Raw genomic sequence first — 21,548 nt, forward strand, 5'->3', positions numbered from 1 at the left:
CGATACCTCGGATCGTGTATGGGTCCGGATTTCCGTCGAGAACCGGAAGCCTGGAATGGATTCGGAACGCTCGTCATGGTGAACTCTTGTGCGTGGAACATAGCGCGGCGGAGATTTTCGGTTACGTACTTCTGGATGTCTCGGTGATCATCGTGATCGCCAGACTCTTCGGCCGACTTGCCCGCGCCGTACGCCAACCGGCTGTGGTCGGCGAGATCGTTGCCGGCATCGCGCTCGGACCGAGTCTGCTCGGCGCACTGCCCGGCAATCTCGACACCCACCTCTTTCCCCCTGACGTCGTTCCCTCACTCAAGATACTTGCCCAGCTCGGCTTGGTCTTGTTCATGTTCATCGTGGGTCTCGAACTCGACGTCAAACTGATACGTGGTCGCGAGCGAACCGCGGGCAGCATCTCGATCGCATCGATCGTCGTGCCGTTCGCGCTCGGCGCCGCGGCAACGCTGCTGCTGCATCCGCTGCACGACACCGTGACGCTCGAAGACGACAAGACCCAAGAGGTCTCTCTGCTCGCGCTCGCCCTCTTCATGGGCGTCGCCATGTCGATCACCGCATTCCCCGTCCTTGCGCGCATCCTCGCCGATCGCAAGATGCACCGCACCACGGTCGGCGTGCTTGCTCTGGCCTCGGCAGCGATCGACGACATACTCGCGTGGACGCTGCTGGCTTTCGTCGTCGCGATCGTCAAGGGCGGCAGCCCCTTCGAGGTCGTCCGCATCGTCGCCCTGTCTGCGTTGTTCGCCGCCGTCATGTTCGGCGTTGTCCGCCCGCTCCTCGCCCGCCTTGTCGATTGGTACAACAAGGCAGGCCGGGTCACTCCCGACATGTTGGCAGTCGTCCTCGTCGGAGTACTCCTGTCCGCATGGATCACCGAGGAGATCGGCATCCACGCGATCTTCGGTGCCTTCGTCTTCGGCGCCATCATGCCGCGCGACAACGCGCACGAGATGACGCGGGAAGTGCTCGAAAAGCTCGAACAGATCAGCGTCCTGCTTTTGCTGCCGATCTTCTTCGTCGTCACCGGATTCGGCGTGAACATCGTCGGGCTGACCGCGGGCGCTGCGTGGCAACTGCTGCTGATCCTCGCCGTAGCGATCGGTGGCAAGTTCATCGGCGCCTACGTCGGCGCCCGGTCCCAGCGCATGCCTGGGCAGCAAAGTTCCGCGATCGCGATTCTGATGAACACCCGCGGGCTCACCGAATTGGTGATCCTGTCGATCGGCAAGGAACTCGGCGTCCTCGACACCGAACTGTTCACGATGATGGTGATCATGGCTCTGGTGACGACCGCGCTCGCGGAACCGCTACTGCGAATCGCATATCCGGAGAAAGCTATTCAGCGAGACATCGAAGCCGCCGCGAAGGCTGCTCTCGGCGACGAGCAGCTCTACCGGGTGCTGGTCGTCGTCGACGGTCCGCCCGGCGTCACGACCGAACGGATGCTGCACCTCGCCAACGCTGCCGCAGCAGGCCGTCACGCCGAGATTCTGATCTCCCGATTCCTGCCTGCAGCCGACAACTCGGGGCTGGAGATCGGTGCCGGACTACCCGACCTCGCCGGGATGGCTCAGGCCGTCGAGGAACTCGAAACCTTCGCGGCACGTACCAGTGTCGGCGGCGCGCGGGTACGCGTGCTGTGCAGGTTCAGCTCGGCTCCCGGCACCGATCTTCTTCGCCAGCTCACAACATCGGAGGCAGAGGTCGTCGTCCTCAGCGCCGAGTGGACCCGGCGGAACAAGGAGGCCTTCGACGCACTCGATCGCACGACCGTGTTGGTGATGTCGTCGGAACTGCCGCAGATCTGGTTCGTGTCGGGTAGCGAAGCGGCAGTGGCCGTTTCGAACGGCACGGCATTCGTGCGCGACGACGGATCGGCCGACGGCAGACGAGCCGTCCTTGTCGCAACCCGCGCCGCGACGAACAGCCGAACGGCGTTGACGGCTATCGCGACCGACGCCGGGTCGAAGGCGCGCCGCAAACTCACCTATGCCCTCGAACCGCTCGAGTCGTTGGACACCTCCGTCGAGGTGGTGTCCGCGACCGAGTGGTCGGCACCCGAAGGCGACGCGATCGTCGCGGCCGCACGTGTCATCGACCGGCTCGGCGGGTCCGAAGTCAGTGTCCGCGAAGAGATCACCGCGATCGTCGACGCACATATCGCGACGCGATAGGAGCCTGCGTCGTAGTCACCCTGCTCCGCAGTTACACCGAAGGGATCGACTCGGCCGCACGCGCTCGCAACGGTGCATCGGCGAAGGCGGCGAGCCCATCGGCAGGACGAGTTGTCGCACGAAAACCGAGCCGGTCGTAGGCGCGCGCGGGGTCGGCAACCACGTGCCGCACGTCGCCGGGACGGTACTGCCCCGTCACGACGGGGGCGGGTCCGGCTTTGGTCTTTGCCAGGATGTCGGCAACCGTGCCGATCGTAATGGGTTGTCCCGAACACACATTCAGCGCATCGAACCCGCTGAGTGCTGCTTCGATCGCAAGCCGGTTCGCTACAGCGACATCGTGGACGTGCACGAAATCACGCGTTTGCGCTCCGTCTTCGAAGACGGCGGGTGCCCTTCCCGCGGCGACCGACGACCGAAACATCGCCGCTACGCCGGAATACGGTGTGTCCGAGGGCATCAGGTCGCCGTAGACGTTGTGATAGCGCAATGCCGTCACGCTGCCACCGGTCGCCGCAGCCCACGCCGAAGCGTAGTGCTCCTGCGCCACTTTGCTTGCGGCATAGGTGCTTCGGGGACGCAGAGCAGCGTCCTCCGGCACCAGTTCCCAACTGGTCGCATCCCCCGAGATCGGACACCTGTTGTCGAAGCGACCTGCGTCGAGATCGTCTGGCGTTCGTGGTAGCGGGTCGACAATTCCGCACGTGTCACACCGGTACCGACCTTCGCCGTACACGACCATCGACGAGGCCAGTACGAGTCGCGCACACCCTGCCCGATGCATCGCGGCGAGTAACACCGCCGTGCCGAAGTCGTTGTGACTTGCGTAGGCGGGCGCATCGTCGGGTCCGATGCCGGAGCCGACCACAGCCGCCTGATGACACACCACGTCGACGCCGACCAGTACCTCGGCGAGACCATCGGCGTCGCGAACATCGATGCGATGCAACCCATCCGGGGCGCTTCCCGCCGGATGGGCGGACGGCAGCAGCGCATCGACCTCGATCACCTCGTGCTGCGCGGCACGCAACTCCGTCGCCACGTGAGCTCCGATGAATCCGGCGGCGCCGGTCAGCAGTATCCGCATCACGGCAGTTCGAACGGAAGGACGACACCATCGTGTACTCGACATTGCGCGCACGTGTCGTCGCCCTCGACACGTGCGATCGCGTCGGCGAGAAGTTGCTTGAACGGGCCGATGTTGCGCTCGAACTCCGCGAAGACGTCGGTAGCGTGGACGCCGCCTCCCACCTCGACGCCGGCATCGAGGTCGGTCACCAATGCCACAGCGGCGTAACACATTTCGAGTTCGCGGGCGAGGACCGCCTCGGGATGGCCGGTCATGTTCACCAGTTCCCAACCCTGAGCAGCGAACCAACGGCTTTCGGCACGTGTGGAGAATCGCGGACCCTCGACGACCACCATGGTTGCACCGTCGCCGACGCCGGGTTGCGCAAGCGCAGAACGTAATTCCGCGCAATAGGGATCGGCGAACGAGACATGGACAGCGCCCTTGTCGAAGAAGGTCTGGGGCCTGCCCGAGGTGCGGTCCACGAGTTGATCGGGAACAACGATGCTGCCCGGACCGAGGTCGGGGGTCAGGCTGCCGACCGCACACGGCCCAAAGATCCGACGCACGCCCAACGACCGCAATGCCCACAGGTTCGCCCGATACGGGACAGTGTGCGGTGCGTACTCGTGCGACCGACCATGCCTCGGCAGAAAGGCGACGGCGCGTTCCGCTACCCGACCGATCGTGATCGGCGCACTCGGCGGCCCGTACGGCGTCTCGACCACCACTTCACGCGCGCCGGCACCGAAAAAATCGTAGAACCCACTGCCCCCGATGACGGCGAGGGTCGGCGTCGACGTCGAGGCATCACTAGGCATGACATCGATTGTGCCCGTTGGTCAACTTTTCGGGCCTGCCGCAGGGGTCTCAGGGCGTCCCATCGGCGGTCGACGTGCGAACGACGCGCCCGTTCCGCGTAAACTGACTCGAGTCGTATGGATCTATTGTCGACGGTTGGGGGGAGATTTGAGCAGCGACAAGAGAGATCTGCCGGTGCTGCCGCCATGGTTGACGCCAGTGGCACACGATGACGCGGGCGACGATCCGCTGCCGGTTGGAACGTTCTCCTCGTTCGACGAACCGCAAGCGACTGGCGGTCGCTACGCTTCTGACCTGCAAGGACCGTCCGGCCAAGAGTTGCAGCCACCGGCGTATCGACAGATACCGCAACCCGAAGCCGCCCAGAGCAACGAGATGGGCGCACCACGCGTTCCCGAACAGGCACCCACGTCTGCGCAGCAGCAAGCCGGTCCGTTCGTGTACGGTCGCGCGGCCGCAGCACCTAGCCCACCGCCCCAATCGATGCCCGATAGCCTACCGTCGCTGTCGCCATCGCCACCCGTACCCGTACCCGTCGCGCCCGCAGAACCGCACAACGCACCACTCGAGCAACGCCCACGTCACGCGTTGGCGGCGCCCGAGGCCGATATTCGAGCGGTCGAGCCTGCGGTTCCATCGGCGCCGCCGAACACCGCTGCGCCGCCTCAGCCGCAGTGGGCTCCCCCGCCGCAACAGCTTCCGCAGGCTCCGCAGCAGCCACCTTTCGCGCAGCAACCACCGCCACCGGAGCTCCAACGCACGCAGCAATGGTCGCCGCCGCCGCCCCAGCAACCCCAACAATGGGCGCCACCTCCTGCGGCATCACAGCAGCAACCGCAGAACCAGCAATGGTCAGCGCCACCGAACTATCAGCAGCCGCCGCAGCAGTACGGCAGGCCGGCGCCCGGGATGTACAACAGCGCGCCGCAACAAGCGCCGTCGATCGACGAGGTCCGGATGCTTCGGACCGCCAGAAGGCAGTCACACGCCGGGTGGCGACGAGCGCTGCACCAGATGTCGGGCGGTGCGATCAACCCGAGCCATTCATCGGACGACCTGTATTACCGCGCACTCGTGGACCGGATCAGGCAGCCTGTCCGCGGCGACTACCGAATTGCTGTGTTATCGCTCAAAGGCGGCGTCGGCAAGACCACAACGACGATCGGGCTCGGCTCGACGTTCGCGTCACTGCGCGGCGACAGAGTGATCGCCGTGGACGCCAATCCCGACTTCGGCACGTTGGCACAGCGTGTTCCACTGCAGACACGATCGACCGTCCGCGATCTTCTCCAAGATCCGTCGATCTTCCGGTACTCCGATGTTCGCGCGCATACGTCGCAGGCGCCGAGCAGGCTGGAAGTTCTTGCGAGTGAACGGGATCCAGCAAAGTCGGAAGCCTTCAGCGAGGAGGACTATCGCGGCGTCACCAAGATTCTGCATCGCTTCTACAACATCATCCTGACCGATTGCGGTACCGGACTGATGCACTCGGCGATGTCCGGGGTATTGGACTTGACCCACACGTTGGTCCTGGTCAGCTCGACCGCGATCGACGGCGCGCGCAGTGCCTCAGCAACGCTGGACTGGCTGACCCTGCACGGGTACGACAATCTGGTGAGAAACGCTGTGGTCGTCCTCAATTCGGCTCGCCCGGGTGCGCCGAACGTCGATATCCAGCAACTGAGCCAGCACTTTCTCGCGAGGTGCCGCGCGGTCCACGTGATGCAGTTCGACGATCATTTGGCAGAGGGTGCCGAAGTAGATTTGGCAAGTCTTCACAAGGCGACGAGCCGATCGTTCGTCGAAATCGCGGCGACCATCTCCGACGATTTCGATCGGCAGCAACCGCCCCGTTCGTAGATCGTGAAGAGTCGCACGCCCCGCAGGGGGTGCGACTCTTCACGATTGCCAGGTCTACAGCGGCGGCAGATACGAAACCTGAACCAACTCCTGGTCCCTGCTTCGCGATATGAACGTGCCGCGACCGGGTGGCATCTTCGAGGGTCGGACATTGCCGAGCAGTACACCCTCGTCGCGTGGGCCACTCATGATCATCGAGTCGACGGACAGTTCCTTCATCCTGCCGAGTATCGGATCGAACAGTGCCCGCGCTGCGCCGCCGGAGCGGCGGGTGACAACGAGGTGGAGGCCGATGTCGCGAGCCTGCGGTAGGTACTCGAGCAGCGGCTGCAGCGGATTGCTTGCACCGGTGGCGACCATGTCGTAATCGTCGACGATGACGAAGATTTCCGGACCGCTCCACCAACTGCGATCGCGAAGCTCCTGCTGGGTGACATCGGCGCCGGGCAGCCGCTCCTTCATGTAATTGGCAACACCCTGGATCAGTCCGCCTGCGGTCTGCGACGACGTCGCGTACCCGGCGAGATATTCGTCGGGAACGGTGCCGAGCATCGTGCGGCGGTAGTCGAGCAGCACTACCTTGCCGTCTTCTGGGCGACCGTTCTCGGTCACGCCGGCGACGATATTGCGCAGCAATGTTGTTTTGCCACACTCCACATCGGCGAATGCGAGGAAGTGCGGCTGCGCTCCGAAGTCGAGAACCATCGGTTCGAGTTCGGCCTCGCCGAGTCCGATGACCACACGTGTCGACGTTAGTTCGATGCCTGCCCGACGTGCTGTTGCCATGACGTCTTCGCGTGGGATCTGCAGTGGCAACATCCGCACCGCAGGAGCCGATCGCCCCTCGTACAGCGCGATCAGTTTTTCCTTCGCATCGGTGATGCCCTCGGACAGAGTGTCCGCCGTCGAATCGGAGTCGAGCCTGGGCAGTGCCATCAGCATGTGCAGCTGCTCGGGTGTGAGACCGCGGCCGGGACGACCGACTGGGACGAGCACCGCTGCCTTACGACCCATTTCCGAATCCGTCGGGTCACCGAGCCGTAGTTCCAGTCTGGTGCCGATGAGGTCTTTGACCGCCGGCCGAATCTCCGCCCAGCGCGACGCCGAAACCATGACGTGAATGCCGTACGAAAGCCCCTGGCTGGCAATGGCATTGATCTGCGGCTCGAGCGATTCGAACTCGCTGCGGATCACCGGCCAGCCGTCGATGACGAGGAAGACGTCGCCGAACGGATCGCTGGCAATCGGATCGTTGATTCGATCCTGCGGTGCGAGCATCGCCAAAGTTGCTTTGCGACGCCGGAAGTCGCGCATCGATTCGACACCGAGTTCGCGGAAACGTTCCTCTCGCTGCCGCATGAGCGTCGTCACCTCGGCGACCGTGCGTCGAACCCGGTCGCTTTCCAGTCGGCTGGCAACCGAACCCACGTGCGGTATTCCAGCCATCGGGGCGAGCGTGCCGCCACCGAAGTCCAAGCAGTAGAACTGAACCTGTTCCGGGGTGTGCGTAGCAGCCGCGGCCATGATCATCGTGCGGAGCGCCGTCGACTTACCCGACTGCGGACCGCCGACGACGGCAACGTTGCCTTTCGCGCCGGACACTTCGATCGTCAGAACGTCGCGGCGTTGCTCGTACGGCTTGTCGATCACGCCGATCGGCATCCACAGCTGGCCGTGCACGTTGACCTCGGATTGCCAGTCCGGGTCGGGCAACAACATGTCGACCGTCGGTGATTCGTCTAGCGGTGGCAGCCAGACCTCGTGCGCTGCTCGACCGTGCCCGGTGAGCCGCTGGACCACCACGTCGAGCAGCGTTGACGGATTCCGCCCTTCCAGCACCTCCGGTTCGCTCGGGCCGCCGTTCAGCAGTTCTTCGAAGCTCGGCAGGTCGTCGACAGGTGCTGGCCGATGTGGATTCTGCTGCGCGACAGGCTGGGCGGTGAAAAACGTCGGTTCCACACCGCCGACAGAGCGCCCACCGACGCGAGTCGATCCGCGCGGCGAGACGTAAGGTCCGGATACGTAGCTTGCGTTGAAGCGCAGGGGATCTGCCGCGTCGCTCTTCAAGTACGCCGATCCGGGCACACTCGGCAAGTGATAGGCATCCGGAATACCAAGTACTGCACGGGATTCCGATGCGGAGAAGGTACGCAGACCGATTCGGTACGAGAGATGACTGTCGAGGCCGCGAAGTTTGCCTTCCTCCAAACGCTGCGATGCCAATAGCAAGTGCACGTGCAGCGAGCGACCGAGACGGCCGATTGCGACGAAAAGGTCGGCGAAGTCCGGCTTTTGGGACAGCAGCTCGGAGAACTCGTCGACGACGATGAACAGTGCGGGCAGTGGATCGAGTGGAGCTCCACTCGCGCGAGCACGCTCGTAGTCGGTGACGTTGGCGAAGTTGCCTGCCGACCGCAGCAGCTCCTGCCTCCGGTTCATCTCACCGGACAGTGCGTCCTTCATGCGGTCGACCATCGAGAGCTCTTCTTCGAGGTTGGTGATCACCGCAGCGACGTGCGGCAGTGAGTCCATCCCGAGAAACGTTGCGCCACCCTTGAAGTCGACGAGCACGAGGTTCAACGAATCGGGTGAGTGCGTTGTGGCCATCGACAGAATGAGGGTACGGAGGAATTCCGATTTACCCGAACCCGTCGCACCGATGCAGAGGCCGTGCGGACCCATGCCGTTCTCGGCGGACTCCTTGATGTCGATCTCGACGGGCGTCCCGTCGGGGGTTACGCCGATCGGAACACGCAGGCGCTCACGGGCACTGCGTGGCCGCCACACCATCGACGGCTCGATCTGTGCCGCATCGGTGATGCGCAGCAACGACATCAGGCCGGGGTCGGTCTTGCTGACGTGTCCGAGACTGACGATCTGCGCTGCGGTCGCGACGCGGAATCGCGCGATGTCGCGCGCGAAGCATTCGGCCTCGGGAACGGTCACCGTGTCCACTGTCGCGAACTTCTCGATGCCGGACGCACTGCGAGCGGCGATCATGTCGCCGTCGATGACGAGCTGCAAACCGCGACGGACGGCCAGTCCGGTCTGCGGAGCCGTGAGGTCGATGACCGTCACCGAATCCAGACCGGCGTCGCTGATCAAACGCTCTGTACCACTGACAAATCCGTCGTCGATGACAACAACGAGGTGGACCCTCCCCTGCGTCGGTGGTGCAGTTCGTGAATAACGCCCACGCTCGAGCAGTTCGGCCGACATCGCCTCTTCGAACTCGCTCAGCGACTGGTACAGCATGCGCGCCGACCCGATACCGTCGCGCGCACTCGGGTGCTGCAGCTGCGGCAACCACTTCGCCCATGACCACGCTTCGCTGTCGGGATCACCCGTGACGATGCCGACCAACACGTGGTCGGGACCGTGAAAGGTGCACAGTTCCATCAGCATCGAGCGCATCAACATACGCGCTGCATCGCGCGAACCTTCGATGTTGATCGCAGGAAACGCACGCAGCGAGATCGCGGTCGGTAGGCCGTGCACTACCGAGTGGGTCCGAACGAAACGCCGCAGGGCAACCGTGGACACCGGCTCGAGGTCTTCGAGTGGTCCGGTCTCCGGACGAGCGAGCCTGGTCGCTAGTCGGTGACTACCGACGCCGAGTCGCACGTGACCGAAATCGGGATCGTTCGGCCGGCGTTCCCACATTCGCCTGCTACCGATGAGCGACTGCAGATCGGCGGGTTCGGGGTGACTCCATTCGAGTGCGGACCGCTGCGCTTTGCCGGTCCGTCGAACGTCTTTACGTTCCTGGTCGAGGTAGCGGAAGTAGTCCTTGCGTTCCTCGTTGAGCTCGCCTGCCTTCTTCCCTCCGCCACGGCCGCCGCCGGCGAACATGCCGACCATCGACATCAGCATCATCATCGGGAACATCAGCGTGATCGGATTGGAGAAGGCTTGCCGCCCCGACGAGAAGAACAACGCCATCATGCCGACGACCGCCACGATCATCACGACGGGAAGCAACTTCATCATCAGCCCGCCCGGAATCGGGCGTGGTATCTCCGGCGGCGGATTCAGGTTGACTTCGCCACCGGGTGCTCGAGGCGGCGCTATACGTGGCCTTCGAACGAATCCCTCTGTAGCCATTCGTCGCCCCCCGCGCGGTCGAGTCTTTCGGTCGAAATCTTCGGACGTTCATCTGGACATACCAACTGATCAGCGTCGAGCTCCGTCAATAGTCGGTGTCCTCGGTGAGCTTTCCTTCACGCCGGAACGGTATGGAGATCGCGACGCCGAGGACGAGTAGTCCGAGGCAGATCAGCGATCCGATCGTGGCCCACTGTCTCGGTCGTGGATCGACGTATGGACCGGAATCCGGTGCTGCGATCTGGAGCGAGTCGTCGGCGCCGACACTCACCGGTTCTTCGGGAATGGCTGCGGTGAGGGCGGCCAACGGATCGATGACACCCGCTCCGATCTGGTTGTCCCTGCCTGCGCCGGGCCCATGCGCGGTCCGCGTGATGCGGTCCATCACCTGCTGCGCGTCGAGCGCAGGGAAGCGCGAACGGACCAGCGCTGCGAGGCCGGAGACATAGGGCGCGGCGAAGCTTGTACCGAAGTAGGGACCCGTGGAACCACCCTCGCCCTGCTGAGCGTTGATCAAGCCGACTCCGCCGGGTTTGCTGTCGAGGGAGATGACGTCCTCACCGGGTGCTGCGATCCCAACCCACGGCCCGCTCAGCGAATAGGGCGCGGGCATGCCGTCTTTGGTGACGGAGGCAACCGACAGGACGTAGGGCGAGAACCACGCGGGTGTGGCAACTGTCCGCACTGTCAGCCAATCGGGATCCCCGGCGAAGGACCCGAGCGGCGGCGGATTCTGGTCTTTACAGGCGGTGTCGCTGTCGACGTTGCCTGCCGCTGCGACAACGACGACGTTACGGTCGTACGCGAACTTCACCGCTGCTCCCAACGCGGCGTCGCCCAGATCTGCACCGGCCGTGCCACACGCGACTTCGGAAATGTTGATCACCGTCGCGCCGAGTTCGACAGCTCGAACTACGGCCGACGCCATGGTTTGCGCGTTTCCGTACCCTGCGCTCGCGAGCACACCGGGGATCGGCTTCTGCGTGTCTTTCGGTTCGTAAGCCGCGCTGTACTGGCGAATCGCGAGGATCTGGGCCTCTGGTGCTACGCCGGAGAAACCGTCTGCCGGACTCGGGGTCGCGGCGATGATGCCGGCGACCAGGGTGCCGTGCCCGTCGCAGTCGACGGTGCCGTCGGAGTCCGACGCGACGTAGTCCCCGCCCGGCTGTAGACCGGGCAGGCGCGGGTGCTTGTTGACCCCCGTATCGATGACAGCGACCTTCTGGCCCGCGCCGCGACTGAACTGCCAGGCAGCGGAGATGTCGACGAGTCGATGCCCTGGCGGAGGCTCACTCACGTCGGTTCCGCCGGACAGCACTGGTTCCGCGCAGAAGGTCTTCTTCTCGGTGACATCGAGCGGACCGACCTTCGCGTCCGCGACGAAGGCCCCCGGGTCGATGACCGGTGGTTCGACGGCCTGAGCACCTGCGGGCGAAGCCAACTGGCTGACGCCGACGAGCAGCACGACTGTCGCCAATCGTGCCGGACCGCCTGCTCGACGCAGCCGGGTCGACCGCTGACTCATAGGTTCCGCATGACCGAATAGAGGTCCATGATCCAGAACATCAGCGGGACGATCATCGCGATCAAGATGTATTCGGTTATCTCGCCGAAGCGACGGACTACTGGCGAGACGTCCGCAGTCGGAGCGGCTACACCGAAAAGCATCGCGGCAGTTGCAAAGACGAGCAGGAGCACCGCCGCGGGTACGAGGTCGAGTCGGTCACCGAGCGTGAGCGCGAGGATCAGCGCGACGAACGCGACGCAGCCGCCACCGATGAGAGTGCTCGCCTGCGTGAGGTCCGCGAACGACCGGCCTCGCAGGCACAGGATGATGGCCGCGATGACAGCCAACGTGACGCCTTGCCACCTAGACACACCGAACGGGTCGGCGGCCAAGACGGCGCCGAGGACGACGTTGAGCATCGCACCGATCACGATGCCCGACTGAAACTGATTCGCGGTACGTGCGCGGTGCACGAGCTTCGAGGCGGACGGCAGTGCGGTTGCACCGATCGCCCCGATACCTTCAACGGTTGGACGCTGTTCGTGATCGAGTGGATCGATGGCGCCACCGGCGGTCGGGACCGGCGGCAGCGGGAGCCGCGCCAACGCGATCGCGAGTCGAGGGGCCATCGAAATGACCAGCACCGCAACGGCGATCATCGCAGCGCCGACACCGCGCAGCGCCGGTCCTTCGACCATGACGACGAACGACGCGATTGCGCCGAACACCGAGACTGTGGCCGTCGCGGCGACCATCGTCGCGCCGACACCGGTGATGCGATAGGCGACAATCGCCGCGAGCAAGGTTGCTGTGAATCCCAAAAGTAAGTGTGCACTGCCGATTCCGTTCGGCACGACCAGTGTGATGCCGACGAAGATCAGAATCACCGAACACAACGACAGGACCGTCGAGGTGAGGGGCGCCGCGTACATGCGCGCGGCGATCGTCGCGGCGATCAATGCGCCGATCGCGACTAGCAACGCGATACCCGCCGCTGCAGCGCCGGCGTTCTGCGACTTTGCGGTTCCGAGCAGGACACCAGCACTGACGACAGCGAGCACAGAGGCGAAGAAGCCCATCCACCGTGCCGAGGACGGGGACCAACTCCGGAATGCGCTGGCGCTCAACTGCGATACCGCGTCGATGACGTCGTCGAACAACGCAGGCGTTTCTTTGGCAGCGACGGGGCGAAGAACTAGGAGTTCGCCGTCGAACACTTCGGCGTCGGTCAGCGTCTTGTTGGGCGCGATGGCATCCTGGCCCAGCCGTGCCAGCGTCCAATGCTGAGCTTTCTCGTCGACGCCGTCGTCGTGCTCTGACAGGTCTGGATTTCGCGACTCGATGAGGCTCACGAGACCGGGCATGAACACGGCGATCGGTACGGACGACGGCAAGCCGATATCGAGCTGGGTATTACCGCCGAGAATGGAAACCCGGCTCAGTTCCGGCTCGGAAATTGCGCCGAGTTCGCTACCCGATGGCTCTACTTGCGGCATCACGACAGCCCAACCCCCAAATTGCTTCATTGCCGATGAATACGACAGCCCCTCGATGAAGACACCAAGAAATATAGCCGACTGCCGTTCTCCGCCTCGGTTCGGCAACGGGTGTGAGGTACCCGAACCACCTCCCCGGTCGACGTCGGCGACGGCTGAAGCTGGGTAAGCTACCCAGGAACTCAACGTATGGGGCTCCGGGGGGACTATTCGATGACCGACATTCGCCAAGCGCAACGCGCCTTCGATGCAGGCGTGTTGTCGCTGGGCCTGACCATCGACGGCCAGGAATCGCCGCGCGATCTCACCTACGCCAAACTCGCGTTTCTGCGTGCGACAGAGTGGGATCCGGGGATGTGCGACGCCTGGCTCGGCCGCGCCGCGACGGGCGAGGTCACCAGCGAAGTGCTGTTCAACCTGCACAAGACGAGCCGGACAACCCTATTCCGTGAGCAGCGCCGCTTGGGCCTGCAGCGAGGTGAACTCGGCGGCCGGTTCTCCCCCGGGCTCTACATCGACTATCCGTTGACCGATTTCACGCAGATCTGGCTGGCGCAGGCAGCGCAGCTGATCTCCGAACGCGAATACGACGAAGCCGAGCAGCTGTTGAACGAGCTCGCTCATCATCGTGTCTCCGGCGCGGTACAGAGTGTCGATCGTGAAGCGGAAGACCGCATTTGCGCCTATGTGCGCGGTGTGTTGCATTTCACGACCCAACGCTGGCCCGACGTCATGTCGAATCTCGCCGGCTCTGCCGAGTGGGACGACGAATACTTGGCAACCGGCGCGCATGTGATGGTCGGGTCCGCGTGCGCGCAGCTCGGCTTGTTCGGCGAGGCCATCCGACGTCTGGAATTGGCGGAGGCGGGCCCACTGTCTTCGGCCCGCATCGACGCGATGTTCTGTCGCGGTCTTTCCCTTCGCGAGACTGGCCACGAAGACGACGCGCGTTCGGTGTTCGAGCAGTTGTATTCTCAGGAGCCGAACTTCGAGGCGAACGCAAAAGCGTTGCGCGACCCGAAGTTCCGGCTCGTCGTCACCACCAAGGAACTGATCGAGGCACGTACCGATCGCTGGGATCCGGCGTCGACGCCGTCGCAGGACGATCTCGATCGTCAGGATCTCGGCGAAAAGGCCGCGGAGATTCTCGCTGCTGCGCGTGCCGAACTCGATCGGCAGATCGGCCTCGAAAGCGTCAAGACTCAGGTTGCCAAGTTGCAGTCCTCGGCGACGCTTGCCAAGGTCCGCGCGGACAAAGGAATGGCGAGCAGTCCACGCAGCTTGCACCTCGCCTTCACCGGGCCGCCCGGCACCGGCAAGACCACGATCGCGCGCGTGGTCGCGAAGATCTACTGCGGCCTCGGCCTGCTCAAGACCGACAACGTGGTCGAGGTGAAGCGGCAGGACTTCGTCGGCCAGCATCTTGGCAGTACCGCGATCAAGACGGCCAAGCTGATCGATTCTGCGATGGACGGCGTGCTGTTCATCGACGAGGCATACACCCTCATTCAAACCGGCCTGTCCGGCGGCGACGCGTTCGGTCGTGAAGCGGTCGACACCCTGTTGGCACGGATGGAGAACGACCGCGACCGTCTTGTTGTCATCATCGCTGGTTACGACGGCGAGATCGATCGTTTTCTCGCAGCCAACGACGGTCTTGCGTCGCGTTTCGCGAAACGCGTCCGGTTCGACTCCTATGCTCCCGAGGAGCTAGGCCAGATCGGCAAAGTCATAGCGACGGCCCGTGATTCGGATATATCTGACGACGCGCTCGCGTTGCTCATCGAGGCCTGCCGTCCGTTGTACGCGCAGGAACGAATCGACCAAAGTGGGGCACCGAGGCGTGGCATCGACCTCGCAGGCAACGGTCGCTTCATCCGTAACGTCGTCGAGACTGCGGAGGAAGAGCGCGAATACAGGCTCACCGCAGACGATTCGATCGATCTCACCACACTCGACGAGCACACGCTGATGCGCATCGAGGCCGTCGACATGCGCAACGCGTTGGAGAGCGTACTCGGAATGCTGAGCACCGCCCAATGATCAAGCGCGAGTACAACTTCGTGACCGAAGACGCTGCTGCGCTCGCGTCGATCTGCGCTGCCGAAGACAACCGGGTCGAGGTCGCACAGACGGTCCGGCACGCGCCGATTGTGGCCACCACCCAGAACCGTGCGACGAAGATACGCACCGAAGGCGGCAACGCGAAGCGGATCTGATCCGCTCCGCGGCTCTACTTGGTGCCAATTTCCTCGATCGTCACGTCCACGCCGAAAGGATCTGGCGTCACACCGTCGTGCCCGACCAAGGCGTTCGATTTCGACAACGTCGGCCCTGGTACCAGCAACGAGACGATCGGGTACGGCGCCAACAGCGGCTTGTCACCAAGGCCGAGCGTCTTCGCGTCTTCGGGGCTACCTATGCCGTATCGCACTCCGGTGTCGGCGACATAGAAGACGCTCTCCCGTCGAGTGCTGTCGGGCTCGATACCCGTGACCTGGACGAACTCGCCGGAGTTCTGCGGAATGTAGGTGTAGTCGATGCGGTCGCCTGTGCCGTCGGAGGTGACCATCTCGAGTGGTGTCATGGACTTGGACAACGGCTCTTTCCGGCCGGCCAGCATGGTGAGTTTCGCTTCGGGATCGTCGGTCGAGCGCGACCATGCGACGCAGCCGACGGGATCGCTCTCAGCGGTGACGACCGTCGGGATCTCGCGCGGGAAGTGGTCGACGGGAAGCGAATTCACCTGTGCGACACCATTGATCGCGTCGGGTGTCACGGCCACGACGTCGGTCATGCCCTGGGAGTCAGAGTTTCTGATGACGCTCGCGGTGAACGGCGAGATCTTTTGAATGCCGTCCTTCAGCACGACGTAAAGGTCGGTCTCGTCCAACCCGGAAACCTTGATGACGGAACCGATTTGGGCCCCGGAAAATCGAAACTGGGTGGGCTGCCCGGCGTCGGGAATCTTCGGCGCCGTGATCGGTGGCACCTCGACCGTCGAATTGAGCAACCCGGTACCGATCGGTCGTGGCACCATGCCCGACAGTTCGAGCGTACGGGCGATCGAAGTGTTGGCCGTGTCGATCTCGGCGCGGTTTCCGCCGTAGAGCAGATAGGTCTTGTCGCCGCGTCGCGCCAACAAGGCTTCCTTGTCGTCGAGTGCCCGTGAGCCCTCGCCGAGTACCGGATCCGTCGAGAAGACGGTCGTCGTGACGCCTGACGATTTCGCAGCACTACCGGATTCGGACAGCTTGACCGTCTCGCAGACCGTCCACGTGGACATGGCACCTGAATTCGATCCTGGCAACGCTTGCGGCGCACCCGGAATGCCTATCGTCATGCCACGAGGCAACGTATTGATCTTGGAATCTTTTACCGAAGTCGGCTTTTCGGAACTCGAGGTGATCAAACGTGCCGAGGCAAGATTCAGAACGGGATGAATTTGTTTCCCGGTCACCACATACAGCGCGCCGCTGTCCTTACCGTAAACAATTTCGGCGTCCCCGATCGAGCCCTGCGGACGCAGAAACGCGAGAATCGCGCAGCCTGCCAGACCGAGAATTCCCAGGACCAGACCGACCGATAGCGAACGCATTTGCGACCGCATCGGATCGTGCAACATACGAACGTCGCGACGTACCAATGCGTGCTCCAGGCGGCGCAGCAAAAACCTATAGCCGTTGACCTGAGCTTTGGTGGTCAGCTGTGAAGCCACGACACCTCCCCCGAATTCCGATGCTCCCAGCAGGGTACCGTAACCAATTACTACATCTGCACGACGGATTGGGCAGGGGGACTGTGGGCGCTCATTCGAATGATCCGACTCAGGCAACGCTTCGTTCTACTGAATTCTGGCTTCAGCGACTGTTTCCGCTACGCGTCGTCGTTGTTGTGACGATCGTTGCGATCGTCGCCGCGTTGATCGCAGTGTTCTTCGGTGCGAGCGCGCTGGTAGCAGCTGGTATCGCGGTGGTTGTCTTGGCGGTCGGTCTCGTCCGGCTACACGGCGTCACCTTGGTGGGGGCGATTGTGAGGCCGGTCCGGTTCGCCTGGTACAGGTCGCGGCGAGAATCTCGCGACCCCGGCGGTCAGCCGTTCGATGTGCCACTGCCCGAAGGCGGCCGCTACGGTCTGCGGTGGGACGGCTCCAAATTGATCGTCACGTTGCGCATCGAGGCACGCCCCCAGACGATGACACTCCTCAGCCCCGGATCGTTGATCACCGACGAAGTGATCCCGCTACCCGAAATCGCGCGCTGTCTTACCCAGTTCGACATCACACTCGACTCGATCGACGTCATCAGCAACGGTTCTCGCGCACACAGCAACAGCGAAGTGGCGCGGATCTACGACCAGATCCTCGGTCCGCTGCCGGCCACCGCGCAGCGGACGGTGTGGCTGGTACTGCGCCTCGATCCCCTCGCCAATGCTGCCGCTGTACAACGTCGCGGCGGTGGATCGGTCGGCGCGCTCAAGACCGCGATCGTCGCGGCACGACGTATTGCCAATCGGTTGGCCGAGCGTGGCCTGCAGGTCTCCGTTCTGTCAGCAGCCGAAATGAACGACGCGTTACAGCAGGTCACGGGCGGTGTCCCACTCGACGATGTCGAGGAGACGTGGCGCGACAACGAGTTCGGCGAGTTCCGGATGACGAGTTTCGAAGTTGGCGTCGATCTGCTTGACGCGCAGGGTCTGACCAAAATCTGGACGATGTCGAGTCTCGCGACAACGCTCACGCTGCGTCTGCGTCGCGGCCACGTCGACGGCGAGATCGCGGTGAGTGCATACGTCCGTTTCGACACGATGGGCGAGATCGAAGGTGTACCGATCGATGGGCTGAGCCCATTGCACGGTAAGCAGCACCAGGCGTTGCTCAGCAGCCTGCCAACCGGCGGCCACGAGGAGCAGGCGGGCGCCCGTGAGCACTTCGGCCCACCGGAGGCGCTGGCCGGACTCGCGTTGCCCGCGGCAGGATGTGGCCAGCTGATCGGTGCCGATCAGTACGGACGCGGCGTCGCTGTTCCGCTCGTCGGTTCACGAATCCGTCGAGTCGAGTTGATCGGCAATCTGCATCTGGCCCAGCAGGTGATTCTTCGTGCAATCGCGTTGGGCGCCAACGTACTTGTGCACACCAATCGGCACGAGGCGTGGCGGTCGATGGTGACGAGAGTCGACTCTCCGGAGGCCTTGCACCTGGCGACGTGGAATGCGGCGTCTCAACAGGCTGGCACTGCGCAATCAGCGACTGTTGTCGTGTACGACGGTGTCGATGTGTCGGGGCATGTTTCGGATGCGACGATCATGCGGCTCAATCCGCCGGGTACTGATACGCGGTTCTTGGAGGCGGACGTGACGTTGGTGCAGGCTCGCTATGCGGCAAGTCAGGTGAGCGTCCGTACCGATATGGGTACGGTCGCGACGACGATGGTCGCTACCCCGGACGAGATGCGCTATATCGGTGGGTCACTCGATGTTGGTGAGCGCGGCCCGGTGCGCGTGTAGGTCTCCGGCTCGACACGAGAAGGCCCCGTCCATCCGGACGGGGCCTTTCGTTCGATCGTGCTGACCGAATCTGCGTTTCGAGCGTGGTTAGACGCCGAATGCCTTGCGCACGTTCTGATCTGCGCCGAGCACGTTGGTAAGCGCATCGCCCGCTGCGGTGGTGAGCTTGTTCAGGATGACGAGTGTGTCGGAGAACTCGGTGTCCCACTTCTGCTGCACCTGCAGGAATGCGGTGAGACCTTCGGGGGTGTCGAACCCGGAGGCGATCTTGCCCTTTGCTGCGGCGCCGACCTCGTCGGCCTGCGAGGTGAGGGTGGTGCGGAAGCCTGCCAGGTCGGCAACGAGTGCTTCGATCGAGGCTTTGTTGTAGCTGAACTCCATGATGAGATTCCTTTCGAGTGCGGGGGTGAGTTAGACGCGGAAGGCTGCGGTGCTGTCTTCTTCGGTGTTGCCGAGCGACGTGACACCACCCGTGAGGGTTTCCTGCATCTCGTTGAGAACCTGGTTCAGGCGGGTGCCTTCTGCTTCCCACTCGGCCGCAGCAGAGTTGAATGCGGTGAAGGCGGGTCCGGTCCAGCTGACGGAGTTCGCTGCCGACGTGATGTCGTTGATCGTCTTCTTGATGTGCGAAATCGCCGACTCGATGTCGCTGGCGCCGCTCCGCGCGGTTGCCGCATCGAAATTGATCGTCATTTCTTGCCTCCGATTATTCGGTCATTGACGCGTGCGCCAACTTGTGGTGTTTGACATTTTCCAACAACCGAGCCGTTGCCAGCACGATTTGTTCCCCGCCACAGAACTATGGCATCCACCTTCCCCCCGGCAGCGATTCGACCAACGCAAGCATTGCCTGCGCGATCCGGAAATCGGTGCCCGGCGCAAATGTGGACCAGACCTCGCGATCTGGAGATATACCAGGGCTTGCGACGATTCGACCTTTTGCGGTGTCGTAGATCGCGATTGCCCCGGAAGATTGTGTCGTGATTCCGTCGTGGTGAGAATAGGCGACGATTTCAGCTTTGGCGTGGCATTGCGCCATCGCCAGGCCGAATTCGACGGCGTCGCGTTCGGCCATTCCCAATCCGTAGAACGTTTGCGAATAGTCGCTGGACGCGCTACCGGGATCGAGCCGTTCCTGCAGCGTTCGAGAGGGCGCGCTGAAACTCGCAATGTTGGCCGCCTCCATTGTTGCGAGGGCGGCGACGAACGGTTTAGCCAATGAAGGACCGTCTTCGTCGGCCCATGTTGTGCGGACGACTATGCCGTCGTCGGATTTGGTCGCTACCGCGTGTTGGAACCCTCTGCGGGCCAAGCACACTCGAACAACACCCGATTCGGTGTAGTACCGCATCGCAATCTGACTGTCGGGCTGCGCGAGTGTGTAGAGCGCCACGGCGGTGTCGTCCTCTACTTCGCCTTCGTCGTCGAGGTAGCCGAATTCGACGAGTCGCTTCGTTGCGTGATCGCGTGCGGCTCGCAACTTCGCGAGCGATTCGTGCCGGTTGCGAATGTCGAGTGCAAGGGGCAGCGTCTCGATGTTCAGCTTGCCGGCAAGAGTCAGCAGCTGGTCTTCGTCGAGAGTCGCTGCAGCGCGGTCTGTTTCGGAAATCGTCATCGATCTGCCGCCTCCCCAAGCACTGCAGGCGACGCCGTGACGGAACCGACCGCGAACACACCTTCGTCGATGTCTGCGGACTGTTGATCGGTTGCCGTCTCGGTGTGCTCCGCGAGTCCGAGCCAACCTTCTGGCAGGTTGACCCCGCTCGACTCTTCCGCTGCACCGGCGCGAGTCGGCTTCGCGTGGTGCTCGTCGTTGCAGTTGTTGGCTGCAGCCGCTGCCATCCCCGGCGCCATCGGTGTCATCGGCGCAACGGTGTCGATGGGTGTCGCCGCCGGTGTGACGATCGTTGTCGGCTTCGCGGCGGATTGCGAGATGGTGTTGGCGTAGAACTTGGTCTGCTGCCGCGCCATCGCGATCGGGAACCCGAGCGGCAAGCCGCCGGAGAAGCCACCCGGCAGGTTGCCGGCATCGAGTTTCGGTGTAGGTGCCTGCTCCGCGGCTCGTTCTGCGTCGAGCGCGACGCTCGTCGCGATCTGCGGAGGCTTTGCCTGGTCCCATGCGGTGGAGAGTGGTTCGGTGGCCTTTTCGTAGGTTTCCATAACCCGCGACGCACGATCCTTGGCTTGCTGCTGATCGGCTTCGACCTTTGCGGCCGCCGCAACGAGCGGAGCACCGAGTGCAGCGCCCGCTTTTTCGATGCCGTCTTTCGCGGCCTTGGTGAGCGAGACTTCCGCTGCACTCGGCATGGCGAGACGAGCAATCTGGTGCGCGGCTGCTTGCGCCTCTGCTTTGACCGCATTGGCTCCCGCTGCGGCGGCCGCGTCTGCGAGCCACTGTTGAAACTTGGCGATTTGTGCTGCAGCGTTTGCACTTTCGTTCGATTGCCACGCCTGCTGTATCGCCGCGACGATCTGTGGGTATTCGAGTGCACTTTCGGCGAGCCCTGCGGCCAGTCGTGCGTAGGCCGCGCCGGCGTCGGCCAGCGGGATTGCCCCGGGGCCGTCGGTCAGGTCGTGCGCCAAACGCTCGGTTGCTCTGGCTTCCCAGATAACACCCGTGAATCCGACGCCGGTGGGCTCAGTCATCGTGTGCTCGCTAGACCCTCGGGCCCAGTGCGGCTGCGCTGTCGTCCTCGGCCTTGTTGAGGCCGTGGGTTTGGGTGCGCAATACCGCTGCGAGCTTGCGCAATTCGAGAACACCGTCGCTCATGGCGGTGACGAACGATGCTGCGACCTCGTTGAACGAGCCGGCTGCGCGCACGGACACTTCGTCGGTGCCTGCGGGCAGCACGTCGAGTGCGTCCTTGTTGTTGCGAAGCCCCTCTTCGAGGTTGTCGGCCATTGCGTCGAGCCGTTGCGCCGACTTGAGCGTTGCAGCCGAGTCGAAATCGATTCCGGTCATTTCGTGCCCCTCCCTTTGGTGTGTGACATTTCGG

16 protein-coding genes are annotated in these 21,548 nt (G+C 63.4%); 5 read left to right on the forward strand and 11 right to left on the reverse strand.

Translation table 11 applies throughout. The features are described from left to right. Window positions 1-92: 92 nt before the first annotated feature. Window positions 93-2,189, forward strand: coding sequence for a cation:proton antiporter (locus JGU71_RS06715; RefSeq protein WP_199703243.1), 2,097 nt, complete (start codon window positions 93-95; stop codon window positions 2,187-2,189). A 31-nt stretch (window positions 2,190-2,220) separates the two neighbouring features. Here the strand turns inward: JGU71_RS06715 and JGU71_RS06720 are convergent, their stop codons facing one another. Next, window positions 2,221-3,276, reverse strand: a complete 1,056-nt coding sequence (locus JGU71_RS06720) for an NAD-dependent epimerase/dehydratase family protein (RefSeq protein ID WP_199703244.1) — start codon at window positions 3,274-3,276, stop codon at window positions 2,221-2,223. Further along, entirely contained in the window at window positions 3,276-4,079 is an 804-nt protein-coding gene (locus JGU71_RS06725) for an S-methyl-5'-thioadenosine phosphorylase (RefSeq protein ID WP_199703245.1), read from the reverse strand. The genes JGU71_RS06720 and JGU71_RS06725 overlap by 1 nt, the downstream gene beginning before the upstream one ends. Window positions 4,080-4,563: 484 nt before the next feature. Between JGU71_RS06725 and JGU71_RS06730 the strand changes: the two genes are divergently transcribed. Further along, window positions 4,564-5,940 carry a MinD/ParA family ATP-binding protein gene (locus JGU71_RS06730; protein WP_443623735.1) on the forward strand — a complete coding sequence of 459 codons (1,377 nt, stop codon included), beginning with the start codon at window positions 4,564-4,566 and terminating at the stop codon, window positions 5,938-5,940. Between the two features lie 54 nt (window positions 5,941-5,994). Here JGU71_RS06730 and eccCa read toward each other — a convergent pair whose 3' ends face one another. From eccCa to eccD, 3 genes are all read right to left on the reverse strand, one after another. Next, the gene (gene eccCa / locus JGU71_RS06735) at window positions 5,995-10,044 is read right to left on the reverse strand and encodes a type VII secretion protein EccCa (protein ID WP_199703247.1); all 4,050 of its coding nucleotides are present in this window, start codon (window positions 10,042-10,044) and stop codon (window positions 5,995-5,997) included. A gap of 85 nt (window positions 10,045-10,129) precedes the next feature. Continuing rightward, window positions 10,130-11,569: a type VII secretion-associated serine protease mycosin gene (gene mycP / locus JGU71_RS06740; RefSeq protein ID WP_199703248.1), complete on the reverse strand. Its 1,440-nt coding sequence runs from the start codon at window positions 11,567-11,569 to the stop codon at window positions 10,130-10,132. Next, entirely contained in the window at window positions 11,566-13,077 is a 1,512-nt protein-coding gene (gene eccD / locus JGU71_RS06745) for a type VII secretion integral membrane protein EccD (RefSeq protein WP_233528811.1), read from the reverse strand. Before eccD ends, mycP begins: the two co-directional genes overlap by 4 nt. Window positions 13,078-13,260: 183 nt before the next feature. Here eccD and eccA point away from each other — a divergent pair, with 183 nt between their 5' ends. Both eccA and JGU71_RS06755 read left to right on the forward strand, forming a co-directional pair. After that, the gene (gene eccA, locus JGU71_RS06750) at window positions 13,261-15,090 is read left to right on the forward strand and encodes a type VII secretion AAA-ATPase EccA (protein WP_199703249.1); all 1,830 of its coding nucleotides are present in this window, start codon (window positions 13,261-13,263) and stop codon (window positions 15,088-15,090) included. Further along, window positions 15,087-15,266, forward strand: a complete 180-nt coding sequence (locus JGU71_RS06755; RefSeq protein WP_199703250.1) for a hypothetical protein — start codon at window positions 15,087-15,089, stop codon at window positions 15,264-15,266. The genes eccA and JGU71_RS06755 overlap by 4 nt, the downstream gene beginning before the upstream one ends. Before the next feature lie 14 nt (window positions 15,267-15,280). Here JGU71_RS06755 and eccB read toward each other — a convergent pair whose 3' ends face one another. Next, window positions 15,281-16,765, reverse strand: coding sequence for a type VII secretion protein EccB (gene eccB / locus JGU71_RS06760; RefSeq protein WP_199703251.1), 1,485 nt, complete (start codon window positions 16,763-16,765; stop codon window positions 15,281-15,283). Window positions 16,766-16,848: 83 nt separating this feature from the next. On the opposite strand from eccB, the gene eccE reads away from it, so the two are divergent. Continuing rightward, window positions 16,849-18,552, forward strand: coding sequence for a type VII secretion protein EccE (gene eccE, locus JGU71_RS06765; RefSeq protein ID WP_307829535.1), 1,704 nt, complete (start codon window positions 16,849-16,851; stop codon window positions 18,550-18,552). 87 nt (window positions 18,553-18,639) lie between these two features. On the opposite strand, the gene JGU71_RS06770 is transcribed toward eccE, so the two are convergent. The 5 genes from JGU71_RS06770 to JGU71_RS06790 form a co-directional block, all read right to left on the reverse strand. Continuing rightward, window positions 18,640-18,933 carry a hypothetical protein gene (locus JGU71_RS06770; RefSeq protein WP_199703252.1) on the reverse strand — a complete coding sequence of 98 codons (294 nt, stop codon included), beginning with the start codon at window positions 18,931-18,933 and terminating at the stop codon, window positions 18,640-18,642. Window positions 18,934-18,963: 30 nt separating this feature from the next. Next, window positions 18,964-19,245, reverse strand: a complete 282-nt coding sequence (locus JGU71_RS06775; RefSeq protein ID WP_199703253.1) for a WXG100 family type VII secretion target — start codon at window positions 19,243-19,245, stop codon at window positions 18,964-18,966. Between the two features lie 106 nt (window positions 19,246-19,351). Next, window positions 19,352-20,167 (reverse strand): ESX secretion-associated protein EspG, encoded by an 816-nt coding sequence (locus tag JGU71_RS06780; RefSeq protein WP_199703254.1) that lies wholly within the window; start codon window positions 20,165-20,167, stop codon window positions 19,352-19,354. After that, a complete protein-coding gene (locus JGU71_RS06785; RefSeq protein WP_199703255.1) occupies window positions 20,164-21,198 on the reverse strand; it encodes a PPE domain-containing protein in 1,035 nt (344 codons plus the stop codon). The genes JGU71_RS06780 and JGU71_RS06785 overlap by 4 nt, the downstream gene beginning before the upstream one ends. A gap of 10 nt (window positions 21,199-21,208) precedes the next feature. Next, window positions 21,209-21,514: a PE family protein gene (locus tag JGU71_RS06790; protein ID WP_199703256.1), complete on the reverse strand. Its 306-nt coding sequence runs from the start codon at window positions 21,512-21,514 to the stop codon at window positions 21,209-21,211. Between the last annotated feature and the right edge of the window lie 34 nt (window positions 21,515-21,548).

The sequence above is a fragment of the Antrihabitans stalagmiti genome (assembly GCF_016482825.1).
Lineage (GTDB): Bacteria > Actinomycetota > Actinomycetes > Mycobacteriales > Mycobacteriaceae > Antrihabitans > Antrihabitans stalagmiti.

Coding starts and splice junctions, on each gene's coding strand:
- JGU71_RS06720 (WP_199703244.1), bottom strand. CDS start 3,276: ATGCGGATACTGCTGACCGGCGCCGCCGGATTCATCGGAGCTCACGTG.
- JGU71_RS06725 (WP_199703245.1), bottom strand. CDS start 4,079: ATGCCTAGTGATGCCTCGACGTCGACGCCGACCCTCGCCGTCATCGGG.
- JGU71_RS06730 (WP_443623735.1), top strand. CDS start 4,564: ATGCCCGATAGCCTACCGTCGCTGTCGCCATCGCCACCCGTACCCGTA.
- eccCa (WP_199703247.1), bottom strand. CDS start 10,044: ATGGCTACAGAGGGATTCGTTCGAAGGCCACGTATAGCGCCGCCTCGA.
- mycP (WP_199703248.1), bottom strand. CDS start 11,569: ATGAGTCAGCGGTCGACCCGGCTGCGTCGAGCAGGCGGTCCGGCACGA.
- eccD (WP_233528811.1), bottom strand. CDS start 13,077: ATGAAGCAATTTGGGGGTTGGGCTGTCGTGATGCCGCAAGTAGAGCCA.
- eccA (WP_199703249.1), top strand. CDS start 13,261: ATGACCGACATTCGCCAAGCGCAACGCGCCTTCGATGCAGGCGTGTTG.
- JGU71_RS06755 (WP_199703250.1), top strand. CDS start 15,087: ATGATCAAGCGCGAGTACAACTTCGTGACCGAAGACGCTGCTGCGCTC.
- JGU71_RS06770 (WP_199703252.1), bottom strand. CDS start 18,933: ATGGAGTTCAGCTACAACAAAGCCTCGATCGAAGCACTCGTTGCCGAC.
- JGU71_RS06775 (WP_199703253.1), bottom strand. CDS start 19,245: ATGACGATCAATTTCGATGCGGCAACCGCGCGGAGCGGCGCCAGCGAC.
- JGU71_RS06780 (WP_199703254.1), bottom strand. CDS start 20,167: ATGACGATTTCCGAAACAGACCGCGCTGCAGCGACTCTCGACGAAGAC.
- JGU71_RS06785 (WP_199703255.1), bottom strand. CDS start 21,198: ATGACTGAGCCCACCGGCGTCGGATTCACGGGTGTTATCTGGGAAGCC.
- JGU71_RS06790 (WP_199703256.1), bottom strand. CDS start 21,514: ATGACCGGAATCGATTTCGACTCGGCTGCAACGCTCAAGTCGGCGCAA.